The following is a 19872-nucleotide window of genomic DNA, read 5'->3' on the forward strand; positions in this document are numbered from 1 at the left end:
TATGCCAGATAACCTGGACCGTATGGCACCCCAGCGTTTCGAGTCCGATGTGTACGCCGACCGCCTGCGACGTGCTGCCCGCGAGGCGGCGGCGGCCGGGGTGGCGGGACTGGTGATCACACCCGGATACGACCTGCGGTACCTGACCGGTTCGCGTGCGCAGACATTCGAGCGGCTCACCGCGTTGGTGGTGCCGGCCTCGGGCGCGCCCACCGTGGTCGCACCGCGGATGGAGCTTGCGGCGCTGCAGGATTCGGCGATCGGCGACCTTGACATCCCCATCAGCGACTGGGTGGACGGCGAGAACCCCTACGAGCTGGTGCGTGCGGCATTGGGTTCCGCGGGCGGTGTTGTATCAGGCACGGTGGCGGTCACCGAGTCGATGCCCGCGATGCATCTACTTCCGCTGACCGAATTGATCGGGAGCGTGCCGGTACTGGCCACCGGGGTGTTGCGCCGACTGCGCATGGTCAAGGATGCCTCCGAGATCGATGCGCTGCGCAAGGCCGGGGCCGCAATCGACCGGGTGCACGCCCTGGTGCCCGAGCTGCTGGTGCCGGGGCGCACGGAGGCTCAGGTGGCCGCCGATATCGCTGAAGCGATTGTGGCCGAGGGCCATTCGGAGGTTGCCTTCATCATCGTGGGTTCCGGCCCGCACGGGGCCGACCCGCACCACGAGTGCTCCGATCGAGAGCTGCGGGCTGGGGACATCGTGGTGGTGGACATCGGTGGCAGCTACGAGCCGGGCTACAACTCCGACAGCACACGTACCTACAGCATTGGTGACCCTGATCCCGATGTGGCTCAACGTATTTCGATCCTTGAGCGCGCGCAGCAGGCTGCGGTTCAGGCGGCTCGTCCCGGGGTGAGTGCCCAGTCCGTGGATTCCGCCGCGCGGCGCGTTCTCGTCGAGGCCGGGATGGGGGAGGCGTTCGTGCATCGCACCGGGCACGGCATCGGGCTGTCGGTACACGAGGAGCCGTACATCGTGGAGGGCAACGACCTGATCCTGGAGCCGGGAATGGCCTTCAGCATCGAGCCGGGTGTGTACTTTCCGGGACAGTGGGGCGCACGCATCGAGGACATCGTCATCGTCACCGAAAACGGTTGTGAGTCGGTGAATTCACAGCCGCACGGCCTGACAGTGGTGCCGTTCGGCCGCTAATCAGCTGCGGTGTCGCCGCGGTTCAGCAGATCCGAGGATCCCAGCACCCGCTCGATCTTGACCTCGATGACCACTCGCTTCGGGTTGACGCGTGGGGTGCGGTAGCGCTGCGCGTAACGCAGCTCGGCGTCGCGCACGGCTTCCTTGTCGGTGACGACGGTGGCCGCACCCTCCAGGGAGAGCCAGCGGGCTCCGTCGACCTGACTCAGCACTGCGAGGCCACCGCGCTCGGCGTTGACCGACTTCTGCGACCCGCCGGTGGTGATGACCCGCGCGATGTGGGTCGCGGGGTCGAAGGTGAAGCCGACGGCCACCACATGCGGGCTGTTGTCCTGCCGCAACGTGGTCAGCATCGCGAGATGGCGCTCGGAGAGGAACGCCAGCGCATCATCGGTAAGTCGAGTCGTAGGGGTGTTCGGCATCAACTCTCACGCTAGCGCAGGACATAATCGCTGACGTGACCGACACGGTGCGACACTCCGGCCAGCTTGGGGATGATCCGCTTGCGGGAAGACCGTCGACGGTGGTGATTTTCGGCGGCCGCAGCGAAATCGGGCTGGAGGTGGCGACTCGCCTCGCACCGGGAAATACCGTGGTTCTGGCAGCGCGCCGGGCCGATGACCTGCACGACGAGGAACGACGCGTCCGTGATGCCGGTGCCGTTGCCGTGGACTGCGTCGAGTTTGACGCAGACCGGCTCGACACCCACGAATCGGTGTTGGCCGCCATCATCGAGCGACGTGGAGCCATTGACGTGGCGGTACTCGCGTTCGGGCTGCTCGGCGATCAGGCACAGGCAGAAACAGATCCCGCTCATGCGGCGGCCATCGTGCACATCGACTACGTGGCACAGGTTGCCTTGTTGACTCAGTTGGCGGTTCGCATGCGCGGCGCCGGCCGCGGCGCGCTGGTGGTGTTCTCGTCGATCGCCGGATGGCGGGTGCGGCGCGCCAATTACGTGTACGGGTCCGCCAAGGCGGGGCTGGACGGTTTCGCGAACGGGCTGGCCGACGCCCTGCACGATTCCGGCGTGCACCTGTTGATCGCGCGCCCCGGCTTCGTGATCGGCCGGATGGCGGCGGGCATGTCACCGGCGCCGTTGGCGAGCACACCACCCCAGGTGGCAGCGGCGACCGTGCGGGCTCTGCGGCGCGGGAAGCGCACCGTGTGGATTCCGCGAGCACTGGGAACGGTGGCATTCGTCATGCGGTGGGTACCGTCGTCTGTATGGCGCAGGATGCCGCGATGAGTCCCCCGGGGCAAGAGCGTCGAGCACAGCTGATCACCGTGGTGGGAATAGGCGCGGACGGGGTTGACGGGCTGTCGATGCGTTCTCGCCATGAATTGCAGCGTGCATCAGTCATTTTCGGCTCACTGCGCCAGCTGGAACTGCTGGCCGCAGAATCCCTGGCCGCCGAATGTCGAATGTGGCCCTCGCCGCTGCTGCCCGCGCTGTCCACCATGTTCGACGGTCTCGGCGACGTTCACGTGCTGGCCAGTGGTGACCCCATGTTGCACGGCGTCGGCACCACGTTGACCCGGCTGTTCGGCGCCGAGCGGGTGCGGGTGTTTCCGCATGTATCCAGTGTGTCGTTGGCCTGCGCCCGAATGGGTTGGGCGGTGAACGATGTCGAGGTCATCAGCCTGGTGAACGCACCGGCCGACTCGGCTCGCAGGTACGGCGGGCGGGCCGTGGTGCTGAGTCGCAATGCCAACACCCCGGGGGACCTGGCACGAGCCCTGACCGGCTCGGAGCTTGGCGCTTCACAATTGACGGTCTGGGAACAGCTGGGCGGTACGGCCGAGCGTTCGTTCGCCGGGGCTGCTTGTGGTTGGGACCATTCGCCCGGCGACGCGCTGAATGTCATTGCCGTCGAATATATTCCGGCAGCGGAGGGTACAGTCCTGCCGCTGGTCGCGGGACTGCCCGAGAGCGTGTTCGAACACGATGGGCAGATCACCAAGCGTGAGATCCGGGCGGTCACGTTGGCGTCGCTGGCGCCGCGGCCGGGCCAGCGGCTGTGGGACGTGGGCGCGGCGTCGGGCAGCATCGCCATCGAATGGTCACGGAGTGGAGCCGGCTGTAGCGCCTCGGCCTTCGAGATCGAGCCATCGCGACGGGCCGCCATCACCGCCAACGCGGCGAAGTTCGGCGTCGATATCGAGGTTTTCGGTTCGGCACCACAGGATTTTGAGCAGGCCACGGCCCCGGACACGATTTTCGTCGGTGGTGGCGTTACCGGCCCCGGATTGCTTGAACACTGCTGGGAGCGACTGCCGAGTGGAGGCCGTATTGTCGTCAATGCGGTGACTGCGGAATCCGAAGCGCTTTTGTTGCAATGGTATTCCGAACACGGGGGCGAGCTGCGCCGGTATCGCGTCGAGGATGCCGCCCCACTCGGGGGCTTTACCAGCTGGAGGTCCCGGCTGCCTGTCACTCAATGGAGCGCGGAAAAGTCATGACGGTCTACTTCATCGGGGCGGGACCGGGCGCGGCCGACCTCATCACGGTGCGCGGGCAGCGGATCCTGCAGCGGTGCCCGGTCTGCCTGTACGCGGGATCGATCATGTCGCGTGACCTTTTGGAGGTCTGCCCGCCGGACGCCCGGATCATCGATACCGGGCCACTGACCTTGGATGCGATCATCGAGGAGATATCGCGCGCCGATGCACAGGGACTCGATGTCGCTCGGCTGCACTCGGGCGACCCCTCGCTGTACAGCGCGGTCGCCGAGCAGTGTCGTCGGCTGGATGCCCTCGGCATCGGCCATGAGATCGTGCCGGGTGTTCCGGCCTTCGCCGCCGCCGCGGCGGCATTGGGCACCGAACTCACCGTTCCCGGCGTCGCGCAAACCGTGACGATCACCCGGGTTTCGACGTTGTCCACCGCGATGCCCGCCGGCGAAGATCTGCGCACCCTGGCCGCCCCGGGGGCAACACTGGCCTTGCACCTCGCGGCGGCCCAAATCGATACCGTCGTGGCAGAGCTCGTTGCCGGGGGATACCCGCCGCAGACGCCGGCCGCTGTGGTGGCGTATGCCAGCTGGCCATCAGAGGTCATCCTTCGCGGCGCCCTTGCGGATATCGCCGGGCAGATGAGGGAGGCGGGCGTCACCAAGACGGCGGTCATCTTCGTCGGGAAGGTGCTTGCGGCAGAGGGTTTTACCGACAGTTATCTGTACTCGGCGGGACGTCGTAGAGGGGCTGCGCACTAATGCAGATCTTGATCCTCGGAGGTTCGGCGGAGGCACGCCAGCTGGCCGAGCGGCTCGCACCCCGGTATGACGTCATCACCTCGCTCGCGGGTCGGGTGCGCAACCCGGCGGTACCGGCGGGGCGGCTGCGCATCGGAGGTTTCGGTGGTGAGGTAGGCCTACGGACATGGTTGTTGGACAACAATATTGATGCGGTGATCGATGCCACCCATCCATTCGCCGCAACGATCACCGAGAACGCCGCCGCGGCCTGCGGGCGGCTGGGCATCCCACACCTCATCCTGCGCCGCCCGCCCTGGCCGGCAGGCGATGCGGCGGTGGTTTCTTCGGCGGCCGAGGCCAAGGATGCGGTAGTGGCGCAGGGTTTTTCGCGGGTGTTCCTTACCTCGGGGCGTTCGAGTATCGGGGCGTTCCTGTTCTCGGACGCCTGGTTCCTGATTCGTGTGGTGGAGCCGGTGCCCGCCGACGAGCTACCCGAGCGGCACCATGTGTTGTTGTCGCGCGGACCGTACTCGCTCGAGGAGGAAACCGAGCTCATGCGCCAGTATGAGATCGAGGTTCTGGTCACCAAGAACAGCGGGGGAACGATGACCTCGGCCAAGTTGGAAGCCGCTGCGGCGCTGGGCATTCCCGTCGTGATGATCGACAGACCGGCGTTACCGGATAACGTGCGCACGGTGACCACCGTGGACGCGGCGCAGCAATGGGTTACTGAGCGGGATACCGCCGAGGCGTGAACACCTGAGGCCCGGAATCGGTGTCCTGCCACTGCGTCTGCGAGGACCCGACGATCAGCAGGGTGCGCATGTCGACCTCTGACGGGTCGAGCTCACCCAGCGTCGTCACCCGCACGGATTCCCCCGCGCCGCCGACATCGCGTCCCAACACGACCGGCGTCACCGGGTCGCGGTGTTCCAGCAGCACATCACGCATGGATGCCACTTGCCATGTCCGCGACTTCGAGGCCGGGTTGTACACGGCGAGCACGAGATCGGCCGCCGCCGCCGCACGGAGGCGGGATTCGATGATCTCCCATGGTTTGAGACGATCGGACAGCGAGATCACCGCATAGTCATGGCCCAGGGGAGCCCCCACCCGGCTGGCCACGGCCTGCGCCGCCGTCATCGCCGGGAGCACCCGCACCGTGACATCGGGCCATGCGCGAGCCTCTTCCATCACCGCCGCGGCCATCGCGAACACGCCAGGGTCCCCGGAGGACACGACGGCGACCCGGCGGCCGCCTGCCGCGAGCTTGAAGGCCAGTTCGGCGCGTGCGGGTTCGTCGCGGTTATCGCTGGCATGACGAACCTGGCCGTCTCGCGCGGCGATGCGATCCAGGTAGGGGCCGTAGCCGATGATGTCGGTGGCGCGCGCCAGTTCCTGACGCACCTCGGTGGTGGTCCAGTCGTGGTGGCCCGGGCCCAAACCCACCACCGTCACCAATCCGTCGAGCCTGGTGTCGGCGGTGGGTTGCGCTCCGGGAATCAGGACCAGTGAGAAGTACGGCACTGAGGACGGATCGACATCGGCGGCGGGCAGTACCCGTTGTGCCGCGGTGCTGGCCCGTTCCACGTAGTACGCGCGGTCCAACATCCCGGAGGTGTCCAAAGCCTGCCGGACGGCGCCGTATGAGCGGCCCAGCTTCATGATGACCGCGGCGCCTCGATATTTGAGATCGGCGAGCCTGCTTGCGATCTCGTCGGCAGGCAAAGTGCCGGGAATGACGGTGAGTATCTCGTCGCCCTCTACCAGGGGCGTCCCCGTCGCCGCGGAGGCGGCGCTGACCGACGTCACACCGGGGATGATGACCGCATCGAACCTATCGGTCAGGCGACGGTGCATGTGCATGTACGAGCTGTAGAACAGCGGATCGCCCTCGGCCAGCAACGCTACGTTGCGGCCGGAATCTAAATGGGCGGCAATCCGATTCGCGGACTCTTCGTAGAAATCATCGATGGCGCCGCGGTATCCGCCCGGATGCTCCGTCGTCTCGGTGGTCACCGGGTAGACAAGATGCTCCTCGATCTGGCCCGGCCGTAGATACGGCTGCGCGATCGAGCGGGCGATGCTGCGGCCATGCCGGGCGCTGTGGAACGCCACCACATCGGCCTCACCGATGAGTCGGGCCGCCTTGACGGTCACCAGCTCCGGATCACCGGGGCCCAGGCCCACACCCCACAGGGTTCCTCTACTCATTCTTGATCGCTCGCCATCGCGTTGACCGCGGCGGCCGCCATCGCGCTGCCGCCCCGTCGTCCCCGCACCACGAGGTAGTCCATGCCACGCGGACGGTCGATCAGCTCTTGTTTGGACTGTGCCGAGCCGACGAAACCGACCGGGCCGCCGAGGACGGCCACCGGGGGAGCAACCCCTTCGTCGACGAGTTCGAGGATGCGGAACAGGGCAGTGGGGGCATTCCCGATCGCGGCGACCGATCCCGGCAGCCGATCGGCCCAGAGGTCCACGGCGGCAGCCGATCTTGTGGTTCCGGTGCGCTGCGCCAAATCCGCGGCGCGCGGATCGGCCACCAGGGACACCACCTCGTTGTCGGCGGGTAGGCGCAAGCGGGTGATCCCGGCCGCGACCATCGACGAATCACACAGGATGGGGGCACCGGCGTCCAGGGCCGCCCGGGTGCGCGTCACCACGTCGGGGGAGAAGGCGATTTCGTCGGGCAGATCCACTTGCCCGCAGGTGTGAATGAGCCGGACCACCACGCGCGCGACATCGTCGGGGAATGCCGAAAGATCGGCCTCGGCCCTGATGGTCGCGAACGATTGCCGATAGATCTCGGCTCCGTCTCGCACGTAGTCCAGCACGCGCTAACCCTACGGGTGCCGCTGCAGCGGTCGATAACCCAGCTCCGTCGCCACTAGCACCTGGCCCGTGGCGGGGGAGCCGCAGGCCCGGGGACAGCCAACCCAGTGCCGATGCACCGGGGAATGGATACCGCTGGCGATTTCCTCGGCCACTTCGAGCCGTACGTCCGCATGCACATCGGCCCGCGAACGCCCACATCCCGGTAGCCCGGTGCACGAACTTGCGTTGAGCCACGGGGAGCGCTCATCGAACACCAGGCCCAGAGGCGCGAGCACCCGCAGCACCACGTCGGCGTCTTCGTGGGGCAGATCGCACAGCAGCACAGATCGCCACGGGGTGATCACGACAGGTTTCTCGGCGGCCGCCAACAGTGCGGCCACTCTCGCCGAGAGCTGACCCAACGGAACCGCGGCGCCCAGCGTCACCAAGGCGTTGGAGGAGTCGCCCGAGGAAGGCTGTTCGATCCATCCCACGGGTGCACGCACTGCGGCCGTGGGACGGTGTGGTTCTTCGATCAGTGTTGCCGCGATCGCCTCGGCAAGGGTCGCGGCGGCGTCCGGAAGTTCCGCCACCCGCCATGCGTTGCCCCGGATCTGCACGAAGGTCCGCGCGACCGCGAGCACGCGTGCCACGGCGGCATCCGGATCCTCGACGCATACCGACGTGGCGCGACCGTCGAGGATCAGTCGCCACCCATCCGGGTCGTGCCGCAGTCCGATATCGGCACCCATGGCCGCCATATCGCCGCGCCCGTCGTCGAGACTGAACAAAAAACGACCCGGCAGGTCAGCGAGAACGGGAGAAGAGATCAGCCCGCGGTCCAGCGCGAGGACCAGCGCACGCACATCGGGGAAGCTGCCGGCCCGCCCCGACAGCGGGGATGCCACGATGTTGCGCACCCGTTCATGGCTCGGCGACGGCAGCAGCCCGGCCTCGGATAAGAGGCTGCCCACCGCGTCCGCATCACGGATCGATCGAAGCTGAATGTTGCCACGGGAGGTCAGCTCCAACACCGGCGCGCCGTAGTCGCCTGCGGCCTGCGCCAACGCGGCCAACTGCGCGGACGTGACCATTCCGCCGGGCAGCCGGACGCGTGCCAGCGCTCCATCGGCAGCCTCGTGCAGGCGCAGCGCACCGGGGCACGCGTCGTCGGGGCTGGAGCGGGTCACCTACTCACCGTAGGACTACGGTACGAATGTCCTGTGAGCAATGCCCCGATTCTGATTCTGTCGACATCCGACACTGACCTGCTGAGTGCGCGTGCCAGTGGTGTGAACTATCGATGGGCCAACCCTTCTCGTATCCACGTCGACGACCTGCCGGACCTGCTCGACGGGATGGGTGCGGTGGTTGTTCGGCTTCTCGGTGGTCGTCGCGGTTGGGAGGAGGGCATCGACGCCGTCATCGCCTCCGGTGTGCCGGCCGTCGTGGTCTCCGGTGAACAGGCCCCCGATGCCGAGCTCATGGAATGCTCGACCGTCCCGGGCGGCGTCGCGCTGCAGGTCCACCGCTACCTGGCCGAGGGCGGGACGGCGAATCTGCGGCAGCTGCACGCCTTCGTGTCCGACACCGTCCTGATGACAGGGATCGGCTTCGAACCACCGGCGACAAACCCGGCCTGGGGGGTGCTACAGCGTGCTGCCCGGAATGCCGATGGTCCCACCATCGCGGTGCTGTACTACCGCGCCCAACAGCTGGCCGGAAACACCGCGTACATCGAGGCTCTCTGTACCGCCATCGAAAACCTTGGAGGACGGGCACTTCCGGTGTACTGCGCGTCGCTGCGTACCGCGCCGGCGGAGCTTCTGGAGACGCTGGCGGCCGCCGACGCCATGGTGGTTACCGTCCTGGCCGCCGGTGGTGCGACCCCGGCGGCCGTGGGAGCCGGAGGAGCCGACGACGAGTGGAATGTCGGCCACCTTGCGGCCCTGGATATCCCGATACTGCAGGGGCTGTGCCTGACCAGCCCCCGCGATGATTGGGACGCCAACGACGACGGTATGAGTCCGTTGGACGTCGCCACCCAGGTCGCGGTTCCCGAATTCGACGGTCGCATTATCACCGTGCCCTTCTCGTTCAAGGAGATCGACAGCGACGGCCTCATCACCTACGTTCCCGACCTGGAGCGCTGCGCGCGGGTGGCGGGTATCGCGTTGCGGCATGGAAAACTTCGATCCATCCCCGCCGGTGAGCGTCGGATAGCGCTGGTGTTCTCCGCGTATCCCACCAAGCACGCCAGGATCGGCAACGCGGTGGGGCTGGACACTCCGGCGAGTGCGGTGGCACTGCTGACCGCCATGCGTGCGGCGGGCTATGACGTGGGCGCCGACGGTGACATTCCCGGACTGCCCGCCACCGGTCGTCCCGCCACGGACGGCGACGGGGACGCACTGATTCACGCGCTCATCGAGCGGGGTGGCCAAGATCCAGACTGGCTGACCGCGGAACAGCTGGCGGGCAATCCCATTCGTGTTCCGGCGCGACAGTACCGGGAATGGTTCTCCCGATTGGCGCCTGGGCTCGCCGAGCAGGTGGTCAAGCACTGGGGCCCGCCACCGGGCGAGCTGTTCGTCGACACCAGCGTCAACCCCGACGGCGATATTGTGATTGCTGCGTTACAGGCAGGAAATGTCCTGCTCCTGGTGCAGCCGCCCCGCGGATTCGGGGAGAATCCGGTAGCCATCTACCACGACCCCGACCTGCCACCCAGTCACCATTACCTCGCCGCGTACCGCTGGCTGTCGGCCGCGCGCGAGGAGGGCGGGTTCGGCGCGGATGCTTTGGTGCACCTGGGCAAGCACGGCAATCTGGAGTGGTTGCCCGGGAAAACTGTTGGGCTGTCAGCAGATTGCGCTACCGACGCCGCGATCGGTGATCTGCCGCTTATCTACCCCTTCCTGGTCAACGATCCGGGCGAGGGCACTCAGGCCAAACGGCGCGCACACGCAACCCTGGTCGACCACCTCATACCGCCTATGGCACGCGCTGAAACCTATGGGGACATAGCGCGTTTGGAGCAGCTGCTCGATGAGCACGCGAACATCTCGGCGCTGGATCCGGCCAAACTACCGGCCATCCGCCAGCAGATCTGGACGCTGATGCGCGCGGCGAAGATGGACCACGACCTGGGGCTTCAGGATCGCCCTGACGAGGATGTCTTCGACGACATGCTGCTGCATGTCGACGGATGGCTCTGTGAGATCAAAGATGTGCAGATCCGCGATGGCCTGCACATTCTGGGCAGCGCGCCCGTCGGGGGAGCTCAGGTTGATCTGGTGCTGTCGATCCTGCGCGCCCGCCAGATGTGGGCCGGTGAACAATCGGTACCTGGATTGCGTCAGGCACTCGGGCTGGCCGAGGACGGCACCGATGACCGTGTGCGCGTGGATGAAATTGACCAGCAGGCACATTCGCTGCTGACCGCGTTGCAGGGCACGGGCTGGAACCCCGATGCGGTGGGCGATCTCAGCGATGACCCTCAGGTCGCGCAGATCCTGCGGTTCGCGGCGACCGAGGTGGTGCCCAGGCTGGATGGCACCAACGGCGAGATCGACGCGATCCTGCGTGCCCTCGATGGCCGGTTCATCGAGGCCGGACCCTCTGGCTCGCCGCTGCGGGGACTCGTGAACGTGCTGCCGACCGGGCGCAACTTCTATTCGGTGGACCCCAAGGCGGTTCCGTCGAAGCTGGCCTGGGAGACCGGGCAGGCCATGGCGGACTCGCTGTTGGAGCGATACCGCACCGACTACGGACATTGGCCACGGTCGGTGGGACTTTCGATCTGGGGAACCTCGGCGATGCGAACCTCCGGTGACGATATCGCCGAAGTTCTTGCGCTCCTGGGTGTTCGCCCGGTGTGGGACGAGGCCTCCCGGCGCGTGGTGAGCCTGGAGGCGATCTCCCTGGCAGAACTCGGGCGCCCACGGATAGATGTCACGGTGCGCATCTCCGGATTCTTCCGGGATGCCTTCCCACACGTGGTCACCATGCTCGATGATGCGGTCGCGCTGGCGGCGGGTCTCGATGAATCGGCGGAGCAGAACTATCTGCGGGCGCACGCCGAAGCGGATCGCGCCGAGCACGGGGATTGGCGGCGCGCCACCATGCGCATCTTCGGCTCCAAGCCCGGCACCTATGGTGCAGGACTACTTCAGCTGATCGATAGTCAAAACTGGCGTAACGACTCGGATTTGGAGCAGGTTTACACCGCGTGGGGCGGATTTGCCTATGGCCGTGGACTAGATGGTGCCGCCGCGAATGAGGATATGCGTCACCAGTATCGCCGAATCGCGGTCGCGGCGAAGAACACCGACACCCGCGAACACGATATTGCCGATTCGGACGACTACTTCCAGTACCACGGCGGCATGGTCGCGGCGGTACGGGCGCTCACCGGTAAGGCTCCCGCGGCGTACATCGGTGATAACACCCGACCGGATGCGGTGCATACTCGCACGTTATCCGAAGAAACCACAAGGGTTTTCCGTGCGCGTGTGGTCAACCCGCGGTGGCTGGAGGCAATGCGCCGGCACGGCTACAAGGGTGCGTTCGAAATGGCTGCCACCGTCGACTACCTGTTCGGATACGACGCCACCGCGAACGTGATGGCGGACTGGATGTACGAGCAGCTCACCAACAGCTATGTGCTCGATGAGCAGAACCGCAAGTTCATGCAGCAGTCCAATCCGTGGGCACTTCATGGTATTGCGGAGAGGTTGCTGGAGGCCGCCAGCCGGGGGCTCTGGGAGAAGCCCGATCAGCAAGTTTTGAATGATTTGCGGTCGGTGTTCCTGGAGACCGAGGGCGAGCTGGAGTCGTAGCATCGGAACATGGCCCGGAAACACGGCTTGGACATCGGCACGGTGGCGGTAGGCCGCTACATCCTGTTGACCACCTTCACCAAAGACGGTGTGCCCAAGCCGACTCCGATGGGCTTCGTCGTCGAGGGCGATGAGCTCCTGCTGACCACGAGTGCGAACACGTGGAAGGTGCGAAGGATCCGGCGAGACCGGAAGGTGAGGGTGGCCGTCTGTACGCAGCGTGGCCGGGTGATCAGTCCGGCCGCCGACGCCACCGCGGTGATCGTCGAAGATCCGGCCTCCGTGGCGCGTATCCGGGCGGCGGTGGTCACACGGTACGGATTGCCCAGCCGGATCGTGACGGCGTGGTTAGACCGGCGCAACGGCGCCAGGGTCGGTATTTCGGTGACGCTCGGCGCGCCGGAGACGCTCTGACGTTCCTAGACTGATCGGCATGGGTGCGAACCTCCCGGTGCCGACATTCGATGACGTCTGTGCCGCCAAATATGTCCTGTTGACCACCTACACCAAGGACGGTCGCGCCAAACCGGCCGCGGTGTGGGCGGCGCCCGAGGCCGGTGAACTTCTGGTGTGGACCGAAACCACATCCTGGAAAGTGCGCCGGATTCGCAACACCCCGCGCGTGACGCTGGCCGTCTGCGATGTACGCGGCAAGGTCCGCAGCGGTGAGATCGAGGGCACCGCGCGAGTCCTGGACCCCGAGGGCACCGAGCGGGCACGCGCGGCCATCACCCGTAAGTACGGCCTGCTGGGGTGGGTGCTGGTCAAGGCCAGTGTGCTGCGTCGCGGCAGCAGCGGCACCATCGGGCTGGCCGTGACCGCCTGACCCGGAACGCCGAATCGGGAACCCGGCGACGGGCCGGTGCGTTGTCCGGGTATGTGGCCAGGCCTGTTTCTGCTGTATGTGATCGTCGAGGTGTCCGCCCTGGTGGCGTTGACCTCCGCGGTGGGCATCGGCTGGACCATCGTCGCTGTCGCTGCGGCCTTTGTCGTGGGTCTGATACTTGCGGGCTCGCAGGCCCGGCGCGCCATTGATCAGCTGCGGCGGGGAGTGCGATCCCCCGGAGGAGCCGTCGCGGACGGTGCGCTCATCGCGCTCGGAACGGTCGCGGTCGTGATCCCGGGGCTGGTGTCCTCGGCCATGGGGCTGCTCATGCTGCTGCCGCCGACCCGTGCCGTGCTGCGGCCGGTGCTGACCCTCGTCGCGGCACGGCAGCTGAGTCGGCGCGCGCCTCTCATCACCGTCATTCCCGCCGGATACGGCGCGTTTCAGGCCGGCCGAACGCGGGCGAGCACCGTCGACTACATCGACGGTGAGGTCATCGACGTGAATGACGAGCAGCCTGGACCGTCCGCGCGTTACCGTCCCGGCCACGACCTGCCTGCGTAGACGTCGTCCGAACCCGGCAGAATTACCGAGTGCAGACTCAACTGCTCGTCAACGCGCGCGTGCATAGCCCGTCGCATCCGGCGGCGACCGCCATGGCCGTGACCGGTGATGTCATCAGCTGGATCGGCGAGGACGACCTTGGTCGCGCGGAGTTCCCCGGCGCCGACATCGTCGACCTGCAGGGTGCCTTCGTCGCACCCGCGTTCGTCGACGCCCATGTCCACCTCACCGCACTCGGGCTCTCCATCATCGGACTCGACTTGTCCGACATGACCTCGCGCGAACAATGCCTGGCCCGACTGGCCGCGTACGCCGGTGAGCACGCCGATGAGGTGATCTGGGGACACGGCTGGGACGAATCGCGATGGTCGGATCGGGAGCCGTTGAGCACCACAGAACTGGACGCGACGGCACCGGGCCGGGCCGTCTACCTCACCCGTATCGATGTGCACTCGGCCGCGGCGTCGACCGCGCTGCGCCGGCAGGTGCCGGGGCTCTGCGATGCCACGGGATTTCACCCCGAGCGTCCGCTGGCCGGGGCGGCTCACCATCTGTTGCGGGCACACGCGCGCGGTGCGCTCTCCGTCAAGGGGCGGGCGAGGGCACGGCGCGCGGCGCTCGACAGCGCGGCATCGCTCGGCCTGGTGTCGGTGCACGAATGCGGCGGGCCCGAGATCAGTGGGCTGGATGATTTCCGCGAGCTGTTGGCCACCGAGCATGGCGTGCAGGTCACCGGGTACTGGGGTGAGCCCGCGCGCGACCCCGATCATGCGCGCGAGCTCGTCGCCTCAACGGGGGCTGCCGGCCTGGCCGGTGACCTCTTCGTCGACGGCGCGCTGGGATCGCACACCGCCTGGCTGCAGGAGCCGTATCACGATGCGCCGCACACCTGCGGCACGATGCATCTGGATGCCGAAACGGTTGAGACGCATCTGGACTCGTGCACTCAGGCCGGTATCGCCGCGGGATTCCACGTGATCGGCGACGCCGCCGTCACTCAGGTGATCGACGCACTCGACCGTGTCGCGGACAGATATGGCGTGCCGGCCGTGGCGCGGTGCGGACATCGCCTGGAGCACCTCGAAATGGTCTCGGCGGCACAGGCCGGGCAACTCGGTCGTCTCGGGGTGATCGCCAGCGTGCAACCGGCCTTTGACGCCCTCTGGGGTGGCCCAGAGGGCATGTATGCGGAACGACTCGGCCCACGCCGAGGTACTCAGCTAAACCCGCTGGCGCTGTTAGCATCCCAAGGCGTGCCTCTCGCGTTCGGTTCTGATGCCCCTGTCGCGCCCATGGATCCGTGGGTGGCGGTGCGGGCGGCTGTCCATCACCGCACCGCGAGCAGTTCGGTTTCGGTGCGCGCGGCGTTCGGCGCCGCGACCCGGGGCGGCTGGCGCGCACAGGGAGTTCATGACGGTGTGACCGGCACGTTGACCCCGGGAGCTCTCGCCAGCTATGCGATCTGGGAGACGGGGGACTTGACCATCAACACCAGCCAACCGGGAGTGCAGCGGTGGTCCACGGACCCGCGCTCACGGGTCCCGGCCCTGCCGGACTTATCGGACGCCGCGGCTGTGCTCCCCACATGTCTACGGACCGTGCACCGCGGCAAGGTCATCCATGGCTGACGAAACTGTCGACGAATCCGTCGACGAGATTGTTGATGAGGACGTGACGGGTCGCCATGCGCAGGCCAACGTTCCGATAGACGAGGAGCTGCAGGCTCCGGGCGAGACAGGCCCGTCACGCGGTGCGGCCTTCGCGGGGGCCCTGCGCGCTCGCGGTATCGCGTTCGTTCAGGCCTGGCTGCGCGCGGCGAGCCGCCAGGGCGCGGCGTTGATCGGAGGCCTCGCATTGTGTGCGAGCTTCCCGCCTTGGGGTTTCTGGTGGGCCGCGTTCCCGGCCCTGTCGATTCTGGGATGGGTGCTCTGGTCTCCGAAGACCAGGCTGCGCGGTGGGCTCGGGTATGGGCTGCTGTTCGGTCTCGCGTTTTACATCCCGCTGCTGCCCTGGACGGGTCAGCTGGTGGGCGCCGTCCCATGGCTGGCACTGTCCTTGCTCTGCGCGACCTGGATGGCCCTGTTCGGTGTGGTGGCGGTCGCCGTGCGGAACCTGCCGGGTTGGCCGCTGTGGTTCGCCGCCGCGTGGTCGGCTGCCGAATGGGGTAAGGCAAGCGTTCCGTTTGGCGGGTTCCCTTGGGGGCGTATCGCTTTCGGACAAGGCGACGGTCCCGTACTGAGCCTGGCGCGATATGGGGGAGCGCCGTTGGTGTCCTTCACGGTGGCCCTGGGTGCCTTCGCGGTGACCGCACTCGGCATCGAGATGTATCGCTGGTGGCGCAGCCCGTCCCTAGGCCCGGATGGTGCCCGGCCGGTGCCCTCGGTGCTACTGCCCGGGGCCTGCGTGTGTCTTGTGCTGTTCGCCATGGCGGTGAGCTGGCAGCAGGTTCGGCACGCCAGCCACGGTGCCACGGATGGGCGGACCGTCACCGTCGCCGCAGTGCAGGGGAACGTTCCGCGTTTGGGGCTCGATTTCAACGCCCAACGGCGCGCTGTACTCGACTACCACGTGAAGGAAACTCTCCTGTTGGCCCAGGACGTGAAGGCGGGTAAGGCTCCGGCACCGCAGTTCGTCGTGTGGCCGGAGAACTCCTCGGATATCGATCCGATCCGCAACGCCGACGCGGCCGAGGCCATCACCGAAGCAGCACAGGCCATCGGCGTACCCATCCTGGTCGGCGGCGTGCTGCGGCACCCAGATTCCACCCCCGAACAGCCCAAATCGATCAATTCGATCATCGTGTGGGATCCCAACAGCGGCCCGGGTGAACGTCATGACAAGCAGATCGTGCAACCGTTCGGTGAGTACCTGCCGTGGCGGAGTTTCTTCGCGAACTTCTCGGAGTACGCAGACCGCGCCGGATACTTCGTCCCGGGGGATGGCAACGGTGTCGTCACCGCCGGTGGAGTGAAGATCGGTGTGACGACGTGCTGGGAGGTCCTGTTCGACAGGGCGGCGCGGCTGTCCACTCTCAACGGTGCCGAAATTCTCGCGGTGCCGAGCAACAACGCCCTGTTCGGTACTGCGATGAGTGAACAGCAGCTGGCCATTTCCAAGGTTCGGGCCGTCGAACACGACCGGGAGGTCATCGTCGTCGGCACCACCGGGATCAGCGCATTTATCTCTCCCGACGGCGTCGATGCGGGCCGCACCAAGTTTTTCGAACCGGCGTACATCGACATGCAAGTGCGACTGCACGACGACCTGACACCCGCCACCCAATGGGGTCCCTGGATCGAATGGGCTCTTGCTGTGATCGCGGGACTTGCCGTCCTGGCCTCGGCTGGCCTGGCGATACTGCACAATGGAGGGCTGAAGAGGCCGGAACGTGAGGTAGAGCCGTCCTCACCGATTAAGGAGACCTGACCGGAGTGGATCCCGTGACCGAACGTCCGAGCGCCCGGACCCTGGTGATCATTCCGACGTACAACGAGCGGGAGAATCTCCCGCTGATCCTTGGTCGGCTGCACAAGGCGCAACCCGATGTCCATGTGCTGATCGTCGATGACGGCAGCCCCGACGGCACCGGCGAACTCGCCGATGAGGCCGCGCTTGCCGATCCGGATCGCGTGCACGTCATGCATCGCAAGGAAAAGGGTGGCCTGGGCGCCGCCTACATTGCCGGCTTCGGTTGGGGCCTGGCACGTCAGTACTCGGTACTGGTGGAGATGGACGCCGACGGTAGTCACGCCCCCGAACAGCTGTCTCGGCTGCTCGATGCCGTGGACGCCGGAGCCGACCTGGCGATCGGTTCTCGCTACGTTCCAGGGGGCACCGTCGTCAACTGGCCGTGGCGGCGGTTGGTGCTGTCCCGTAGCGCGAACGTCTATGCCCGGTTGGTACTGGGCGTCAAGCCGCACGACATCACCGCGGGATACCGCGCGTACCGGCGTGAGGTGCTCGAAAAGCTGGATTTGGCAGCCGTCGAATCACACGGCTATTGCTTCCAGATCGACCTCACCCTGCGCACCATCGCGCACGGTTTCGAGGTTGCCGAGGTGCCGATCACCTTCACCGAACGCGCGATCGGCGAATCCAAGATGAGTGGGTCGATCATCAACGAAGCCCTGGTCAAGGTGACCAAATGGGGTATCAGAAACCGCCTGGATCGGGCGCGCGGCATCAATCGCTGAGGTAGTCAGCCCTCACGCATTGCGGGCCATCAGGCCGCCGTCGACGGGGATGACGGTGCCGGTGAGATAGGACGCCGCCGGTAGGCACACGCTCAATGTCATGTGCGCGACTTCTTCGGCGCGACCATAGCGACGCAGCGCGGTGCGCCGACGGGCATAAGTGTCCTTGTCCTCGGCGGAGATCGCCGCCGTCATCGCGGTGTCGATGGGCCCCGGACAGATGCAGTTCACCGTGATCCCGTCTCGTCCCAGGTCGACAGCCAAACTCCTGGTCAGACCGGCCAGGCCGGACTTGGCCGCGACATATGGACTGTCATACGGGGTGGCACCGAGAGCCTCCGTGGAGGCGATGTTGACCACGCGCGGGGCAGGGGAGTTACGCAGGAACGGAAGCGCCGCACGGACAATCCGTTGGGGTGCGGTCAGATGGACGGCAAGGGAGCGAGCCCAGGTGTCGCCGTAGTCCGGGTCATCGAGCGACCTGAACGCGGCAAAACCGGCGTTGTTCACCACAATGTCCAGTCGGCCGAATCGTTCGGCGACGGCCGCGACCACCTCGGTGATCTGCCCATCATCGGTGACGTCCAGCGCCCAGGGGGCTGCCGAATCACCGATCTCAGCGGCGACTGCTTGTGCGTCCTCCAACCGAAGATCGGTCACCGCGACAAAGGCGCCATCCTCGGCGAAAACCCGGGCAGTGGCCTTCCCCATGCCGCTGGCGGCACCGGTGATCAGAACGGCCGAACCCGCGACAGACCTGCCGGAGGCACTCATCAGGGCGAGTTACGCTGCCGCGCCCTAGCCCCTGCGACGGCCCTTGATCAGTTCCAGACGCTCCTTGAGTAGCTCGTCGAGCTCCTCAACGCTGCGGCGCTCCAGGAGCATGTCCCAGTGCGTACGCGGGGGCTTCACCTTCTTGGGCTCGGGCACATCGCCGTCGAGGAGGGTGCCTTCCAAACCATTGCGGCATGCCCAGTTGGCCGGGATCTCGGCATCGTGGGCGAAGGGAACGTCGAACTCCTCACCGTTATCGGTGCGGTAGCGAGCCATACGGCGGGGCGCCAGGTCGTGGTCACGATCGGTTTCGTAGCTGACGGCGCCGAGTCGGCTGCCCCGTAGAACACGATCTGCCATGTGTACTTCTCCTCTTCACTGCGGGTCTCTGCGGATCGGATCCCGCGCTCGAATTGCTGGTGGCTGTCTATCTCAACGCCGTACCCGCGCCGTTAGTTCCCTGTTCGCGCAGGTTGTGGCCCCCATTATAGCTGGTGAACGCCGTTGTGACGCTCACCGCTGTGCGTCTGCGACGCGTGGCGGGGTATCACGATTACCCGAGTCAGCCGCGCTGTGCCGTGGTGATAGCTGCCCGGCCGTCGGCGGGCGATCGGCTGGCATAGGTCGGTGCGTACCGCTGCAGCAGTTCGCGTGTGGTCAGGTGCTTGCGGCACTGGAACCCGTGCGCGGCCAGCAGTGCGTCGGCATCATCCGCGGTGAGTCCCGTCAGGTACGGCTCGCCAAACCGAGCGGCCGCCTCGGTCCATAGCCTGGCGCGTACCGACGTGCTGTCTCCTCCGGTGACGACACTGGTATCGAGGTAGTCGAAAACCAGCAGGCTCCCTGGCGCGCATACCGTCGCGAGGTCGGCAAGTGTCGCGTCGAGCGCGTCCTGGGTGAGGTAGGCGGTCACGCCGAGCCAGATGAACAGGCTCGGCCGGGTGGGATCAAACCCGTTGGCGAGGAGTCTTTCGCGTAATACATCGTGTTCGAAATCGCAGGGCACCCACACGATCTGATTGTTGTCTTCGGGTGATCGGAGCCGTTCCATGACGGCACGTTTGTCCGCTTGCGTGGTAGGCGCGTCGACCTCGAAGATCCTGACGGAGCCGTGTGCCGCCCGGCGCAACGTGGTGGTGTCGAATCCGGCACCCAGCAGTACAACCTGATCGACGCCATCCTTGATGGCGGCATCGAGGACGTCATCGGTGTAGCGCACCCGTAAGACCAGGAAGAAGTGACCCGCGGCGCCGAACACGGATTTCAGCGCTCCGATAAAGCCGCGCGCCACCAAAGGATGAATCAAACAGGCCCGTAGCAGGGGACTGCGGATGAAATGCCGCGAGTACGGATCGTCGAGCAGGCGCCGCCGTGGCGGCTGCAACGTTTCCGCCGCGCGTTGGGCCGCGCAGGATTGCGCCGTAAAACTCGCCCGACGATCAAGACGACGACTACTCACACCGGTCTCCGCATCTGGTGGCCAACATATTCCCTA

19 protein-coding genes are annotated in these 19872 nt (G+C 66.4%); 12 read left to right on the forward strand and 7 right to left on the reverse strand.

The window, feature by feature from the left end:
- Window positions 1-22 precede the first annotated feature (22 nt).
- Window positions 23-1165: a M24 family metallopeptidase gene (locus tag DSM43276_RS09555; RefSeq protein WP_078329100.1), complete on the forward strand. Its 1143-nt coding sequence runs from the start codon at window positions 23-25 to the stop codon at window positions 1163-1165.
- Here DSM43276_RS09555 and DSM43276_RS09560 read toward each other — a convergent pair.
- Window positions 1162-1587 (reverse strand): F420-dependent biliverdin reductase, encoded by a 426-nt coding sequence (locus DSM43276_RS09560; RefSeq protein ID WP_078326324.1) that lies wholly within the window; start codon window positions 1585-1587, stop codon window positions 1162-1164. The genes DSM43276_RS09555 and DSM43276_RS09560 overlap by 4 nt on opposite strands.
- Window positions 1588-1688: 101 nt before the next feature.
- Between DSM43276_RS09560 and DSM43276_RS09565 the strand changes: the two genes are divergently transcribed.
- The 4 genes from DSM43276_RS09565 to DSM43276_RS09580 are packed head-to-tail and all read left to right on the forward strand — an operon-like array spanning window position 1689 to window position 5117.
- Entirely contained in the window at window positions 1689-2414 is a 726-nt protein-coding gene (locus DSM43276_RS09565) for a decaprenylphospho-beta-D-erythro-pentofuranosid-2-ulose 2-reductase (RefSeq protein WP_078329184.1), read from the forward strand.
- Window positions 2393-3628: a precorrin-6y C5,15-methyltransferase (decarboxylating) subunit CbiE gene (gene cbiE / locus DSM43276_RS09570; protein ID WP_109556021.1), complete on the forward strand. Its 1236-nt coding sequence runs from the start codon at window positions 2393-2395 to the stop codon at window positions 3626-3628. The genes DSM43276_RS09565 and cbiE overlap by 22 nt, the downstream gene beginning before the upstream one ends.
- A complete protein-coding gene (gene cobM, locus DSM43276_RS09575) occupies window positions 3625-4380 on the forward strand; it encodes a precorrin-4 C(11)-methyltransferase (protein WP_136629022.1) in 756 nt (251 codons plus the stop codon). Before cbiE ends, cobM begins: the two co-directional genes overlap by 4 nt.
- An 8-nt stretch (window positions 4381-4388) precedes the next feature.
- Window positions 4389-5117 (forward strand): cobalt-precorrin-6A reductase, encoded by a 729-nt coding sequence (locus DSM43276_RS09580; protein WP_136629158.1) that lies wholly within the window; start codon window positions 4389-4391, stop codon window positions 5115-5117.
- Here DSM43276_RS09580 and DSM43276_RS09585 read toward each other — a convergent pair.
- From DSM43276_RS09585 to cobG, 3 genes are read right to left on the reverse strand one after another with little or no spacing between them, the layout of a single operon-like run.
- Window positions 5089-6576, reverse strand: coding sequence for a precorrin-2 C(20)-methyltransferase (locus tag DSM43276_RS09585; protein ID WP_078329097.1), 1488 nt, complete (start codon window positions 6574-6576; stop codon window positions 5089-5091). The genes DSM43276_RS09580 and DSM43276_RS09585 overlap by 29 nt on opposite strands.
- Entirely contained in the window at window positions 6573-7199 is a 627-nt protein-coding gene (locus DSM43276_RS09590; protein WP_078329096.1) for a precorrin-8X methylmutase, read from the reverse strand. Before DSM43276_RS09590 ends, DSM43276_RS09585 begins: the two co-directional genes overlap by 4 nt.
- Before the next feature lie 9 nt (window positions 7200-7208).
- Window positions 7209-8369: a precorrin-3B synthase gene (gene cobG, locus DSM43276_RS09595; RefSeq protein WP_078329095.1), complete on the reverse strand. Its 1161-nt coding sequence runs from the start codon at window positions 8367-8369 to the stop codon at window positions 7209-7211.
- A 33-nt stretch (window positions 8370-8402) separates the two neighbouring features.
- Here cobG and cobN point away from each other — a divergent pair, with 33 nt between their 5' ends.
- The 7 genes from cobN to DSM43276_RS09630 all read left to right on the forward strand — a co-directional run bounded on the left by cobN (window position 8403) and on the right by DSM43276_RS09630 (window position 17603).
- A complete protein-coding gene (cobN, locus tag DSM43276_RS09600; protein WP_136629024.1) occupies window positions 8403-12020 on the forward strand; it encodes a cobaltochelatase subunit CobN in 3618 nt (1205 codons plus the stop codon).
- Between the two features lie 9 nt (window positions 12021-12029).
- Window positions 12030-12434, forward strand: a complete 405-nt coding sequence (locus DSM43276_RS09605) for a PPOX class F420-dependent oxidoreductase (RefSeq protein ID WP_078329091.1) — start codon at window positions 12030-12032, stop codon at window positions 12432-12434.
- Between the two features lie 10 nt (window positions 12435-12444).
- The gene (locus DSM43276_RS09610) at window positions 12445-12846 is read left to right on the forward strand and encodes a PPOX class F420-dependent oxidoreductase (protein WP_078329090.1); all 402 of its coding nucleotides are present in this window, start codon (window positions 12445-12447) and stop codon (window positions 12844-12846) included.
- Window positions 12847-12897: 51 nt separating this feature from the next.
- Entirely contained in the window at window positions 12898-13410 is a 513-nt protein-coding gene (locus tag DSM43276_RS09615) for an FxsA family protein (protein ID WP_078329089.1), read from the forward strand.
- 92 nt (window positions 13411-13502) lie between these two features.
- Window positions 13503-15038: an amidohydrolase gene (locus DSM43276_RS09620; RefSeq protein WP_078329094.1), complete on the forward strand. Its 1536-nt coding sequence runs from the start codon at window positions 13503-13505 to the stop codon at window positions 15036-15038.
- The gene (gene lnt / locus DSM43276_RS09625) at window positions 15031-16836 is read left to right on the forward strand and encodes an apolipoprotein N-acyltransferase (protein ID WP_078329088.1); all 1806 of its coding nucleotides are present in this window, start codon (window positions 15031-15033) and stop codon (window positions 16834-16836) included. Before DSM43276_RS09620 ends, lnt begins: the two co-directional genes overlap by 8 nt.
- 5 nt (window positions 16837-16841) lie before the next feature.
- Complete coding sequence (locus DSM43276_RS09630) at window positions 16842-17603, forward strand: polyprenol monophosphomannose synthase (RefSeq protein WP_078329087.1); 762 nt, start codon at window positions 16842-16844, stop codon at window positions 17601-17603.
- Window positions 17604-17615: 12 nt separating this feature from the next.
- On the opposite strand, the gene DSM43276_RS09635 is transcribed toward DSM43276_RS09630, so the two are convergent.
- From DSM43276_RS09635 to DSM43276_RS09645, 3 genes are all read right to left on the reverse strand, one after another.
- Window positions 17616-18377 carry an SDR family NAD(P)-dependent oxidoreductase gene (locus DSM43276_RS09635; RefSeq protein ID WP_078329086.1) on the reverse strand — a complete coding sequence of 254 codons (762 nt, stop codon included), beginning with the start codon at window positions 18375-18377 and terminating at the stop codon, window positions 17616-17618.
- Between the two features lie 24 nt (window positions 18378-18401).
- On the reverse strand, window positions 18402-18737 hold the full coding sequence (locus tag DSM43276_RS09640; protein WP_043079148.1) for an RNA polymerase-binding protein RbpA: 336 nt from the start codon (window positions 18735-18737) through the stop codon (window positions 18402-18404).
- A gap of 202 nt (window positions 18738-18939) precedes the next feature.
- Complete coding sequence (locus DSM43276_RS09645; protein WP_078329085.1) at window positions 18940-19836, reverse strand: class I SAM-dependent methyltransferase; 897 nt, start codon at window positions 19834-19836, stop codon at window positions 18940-18942.
- Window positions 19837-19872 lie beyond the last annotated feature (36 nt).

The sequence above is a fragment of the Mycobacteroides salmoniphilum genome (assembly GCF_004924335.1).
In the GTDB taxonomy this organism is placed as follows: Bacteria; Actinomycetota; Actinomycetes; order Mycobacteriales; family Mycobacteriaceae; genus Mycobacterium; species Mycobacterium salmoniphilum.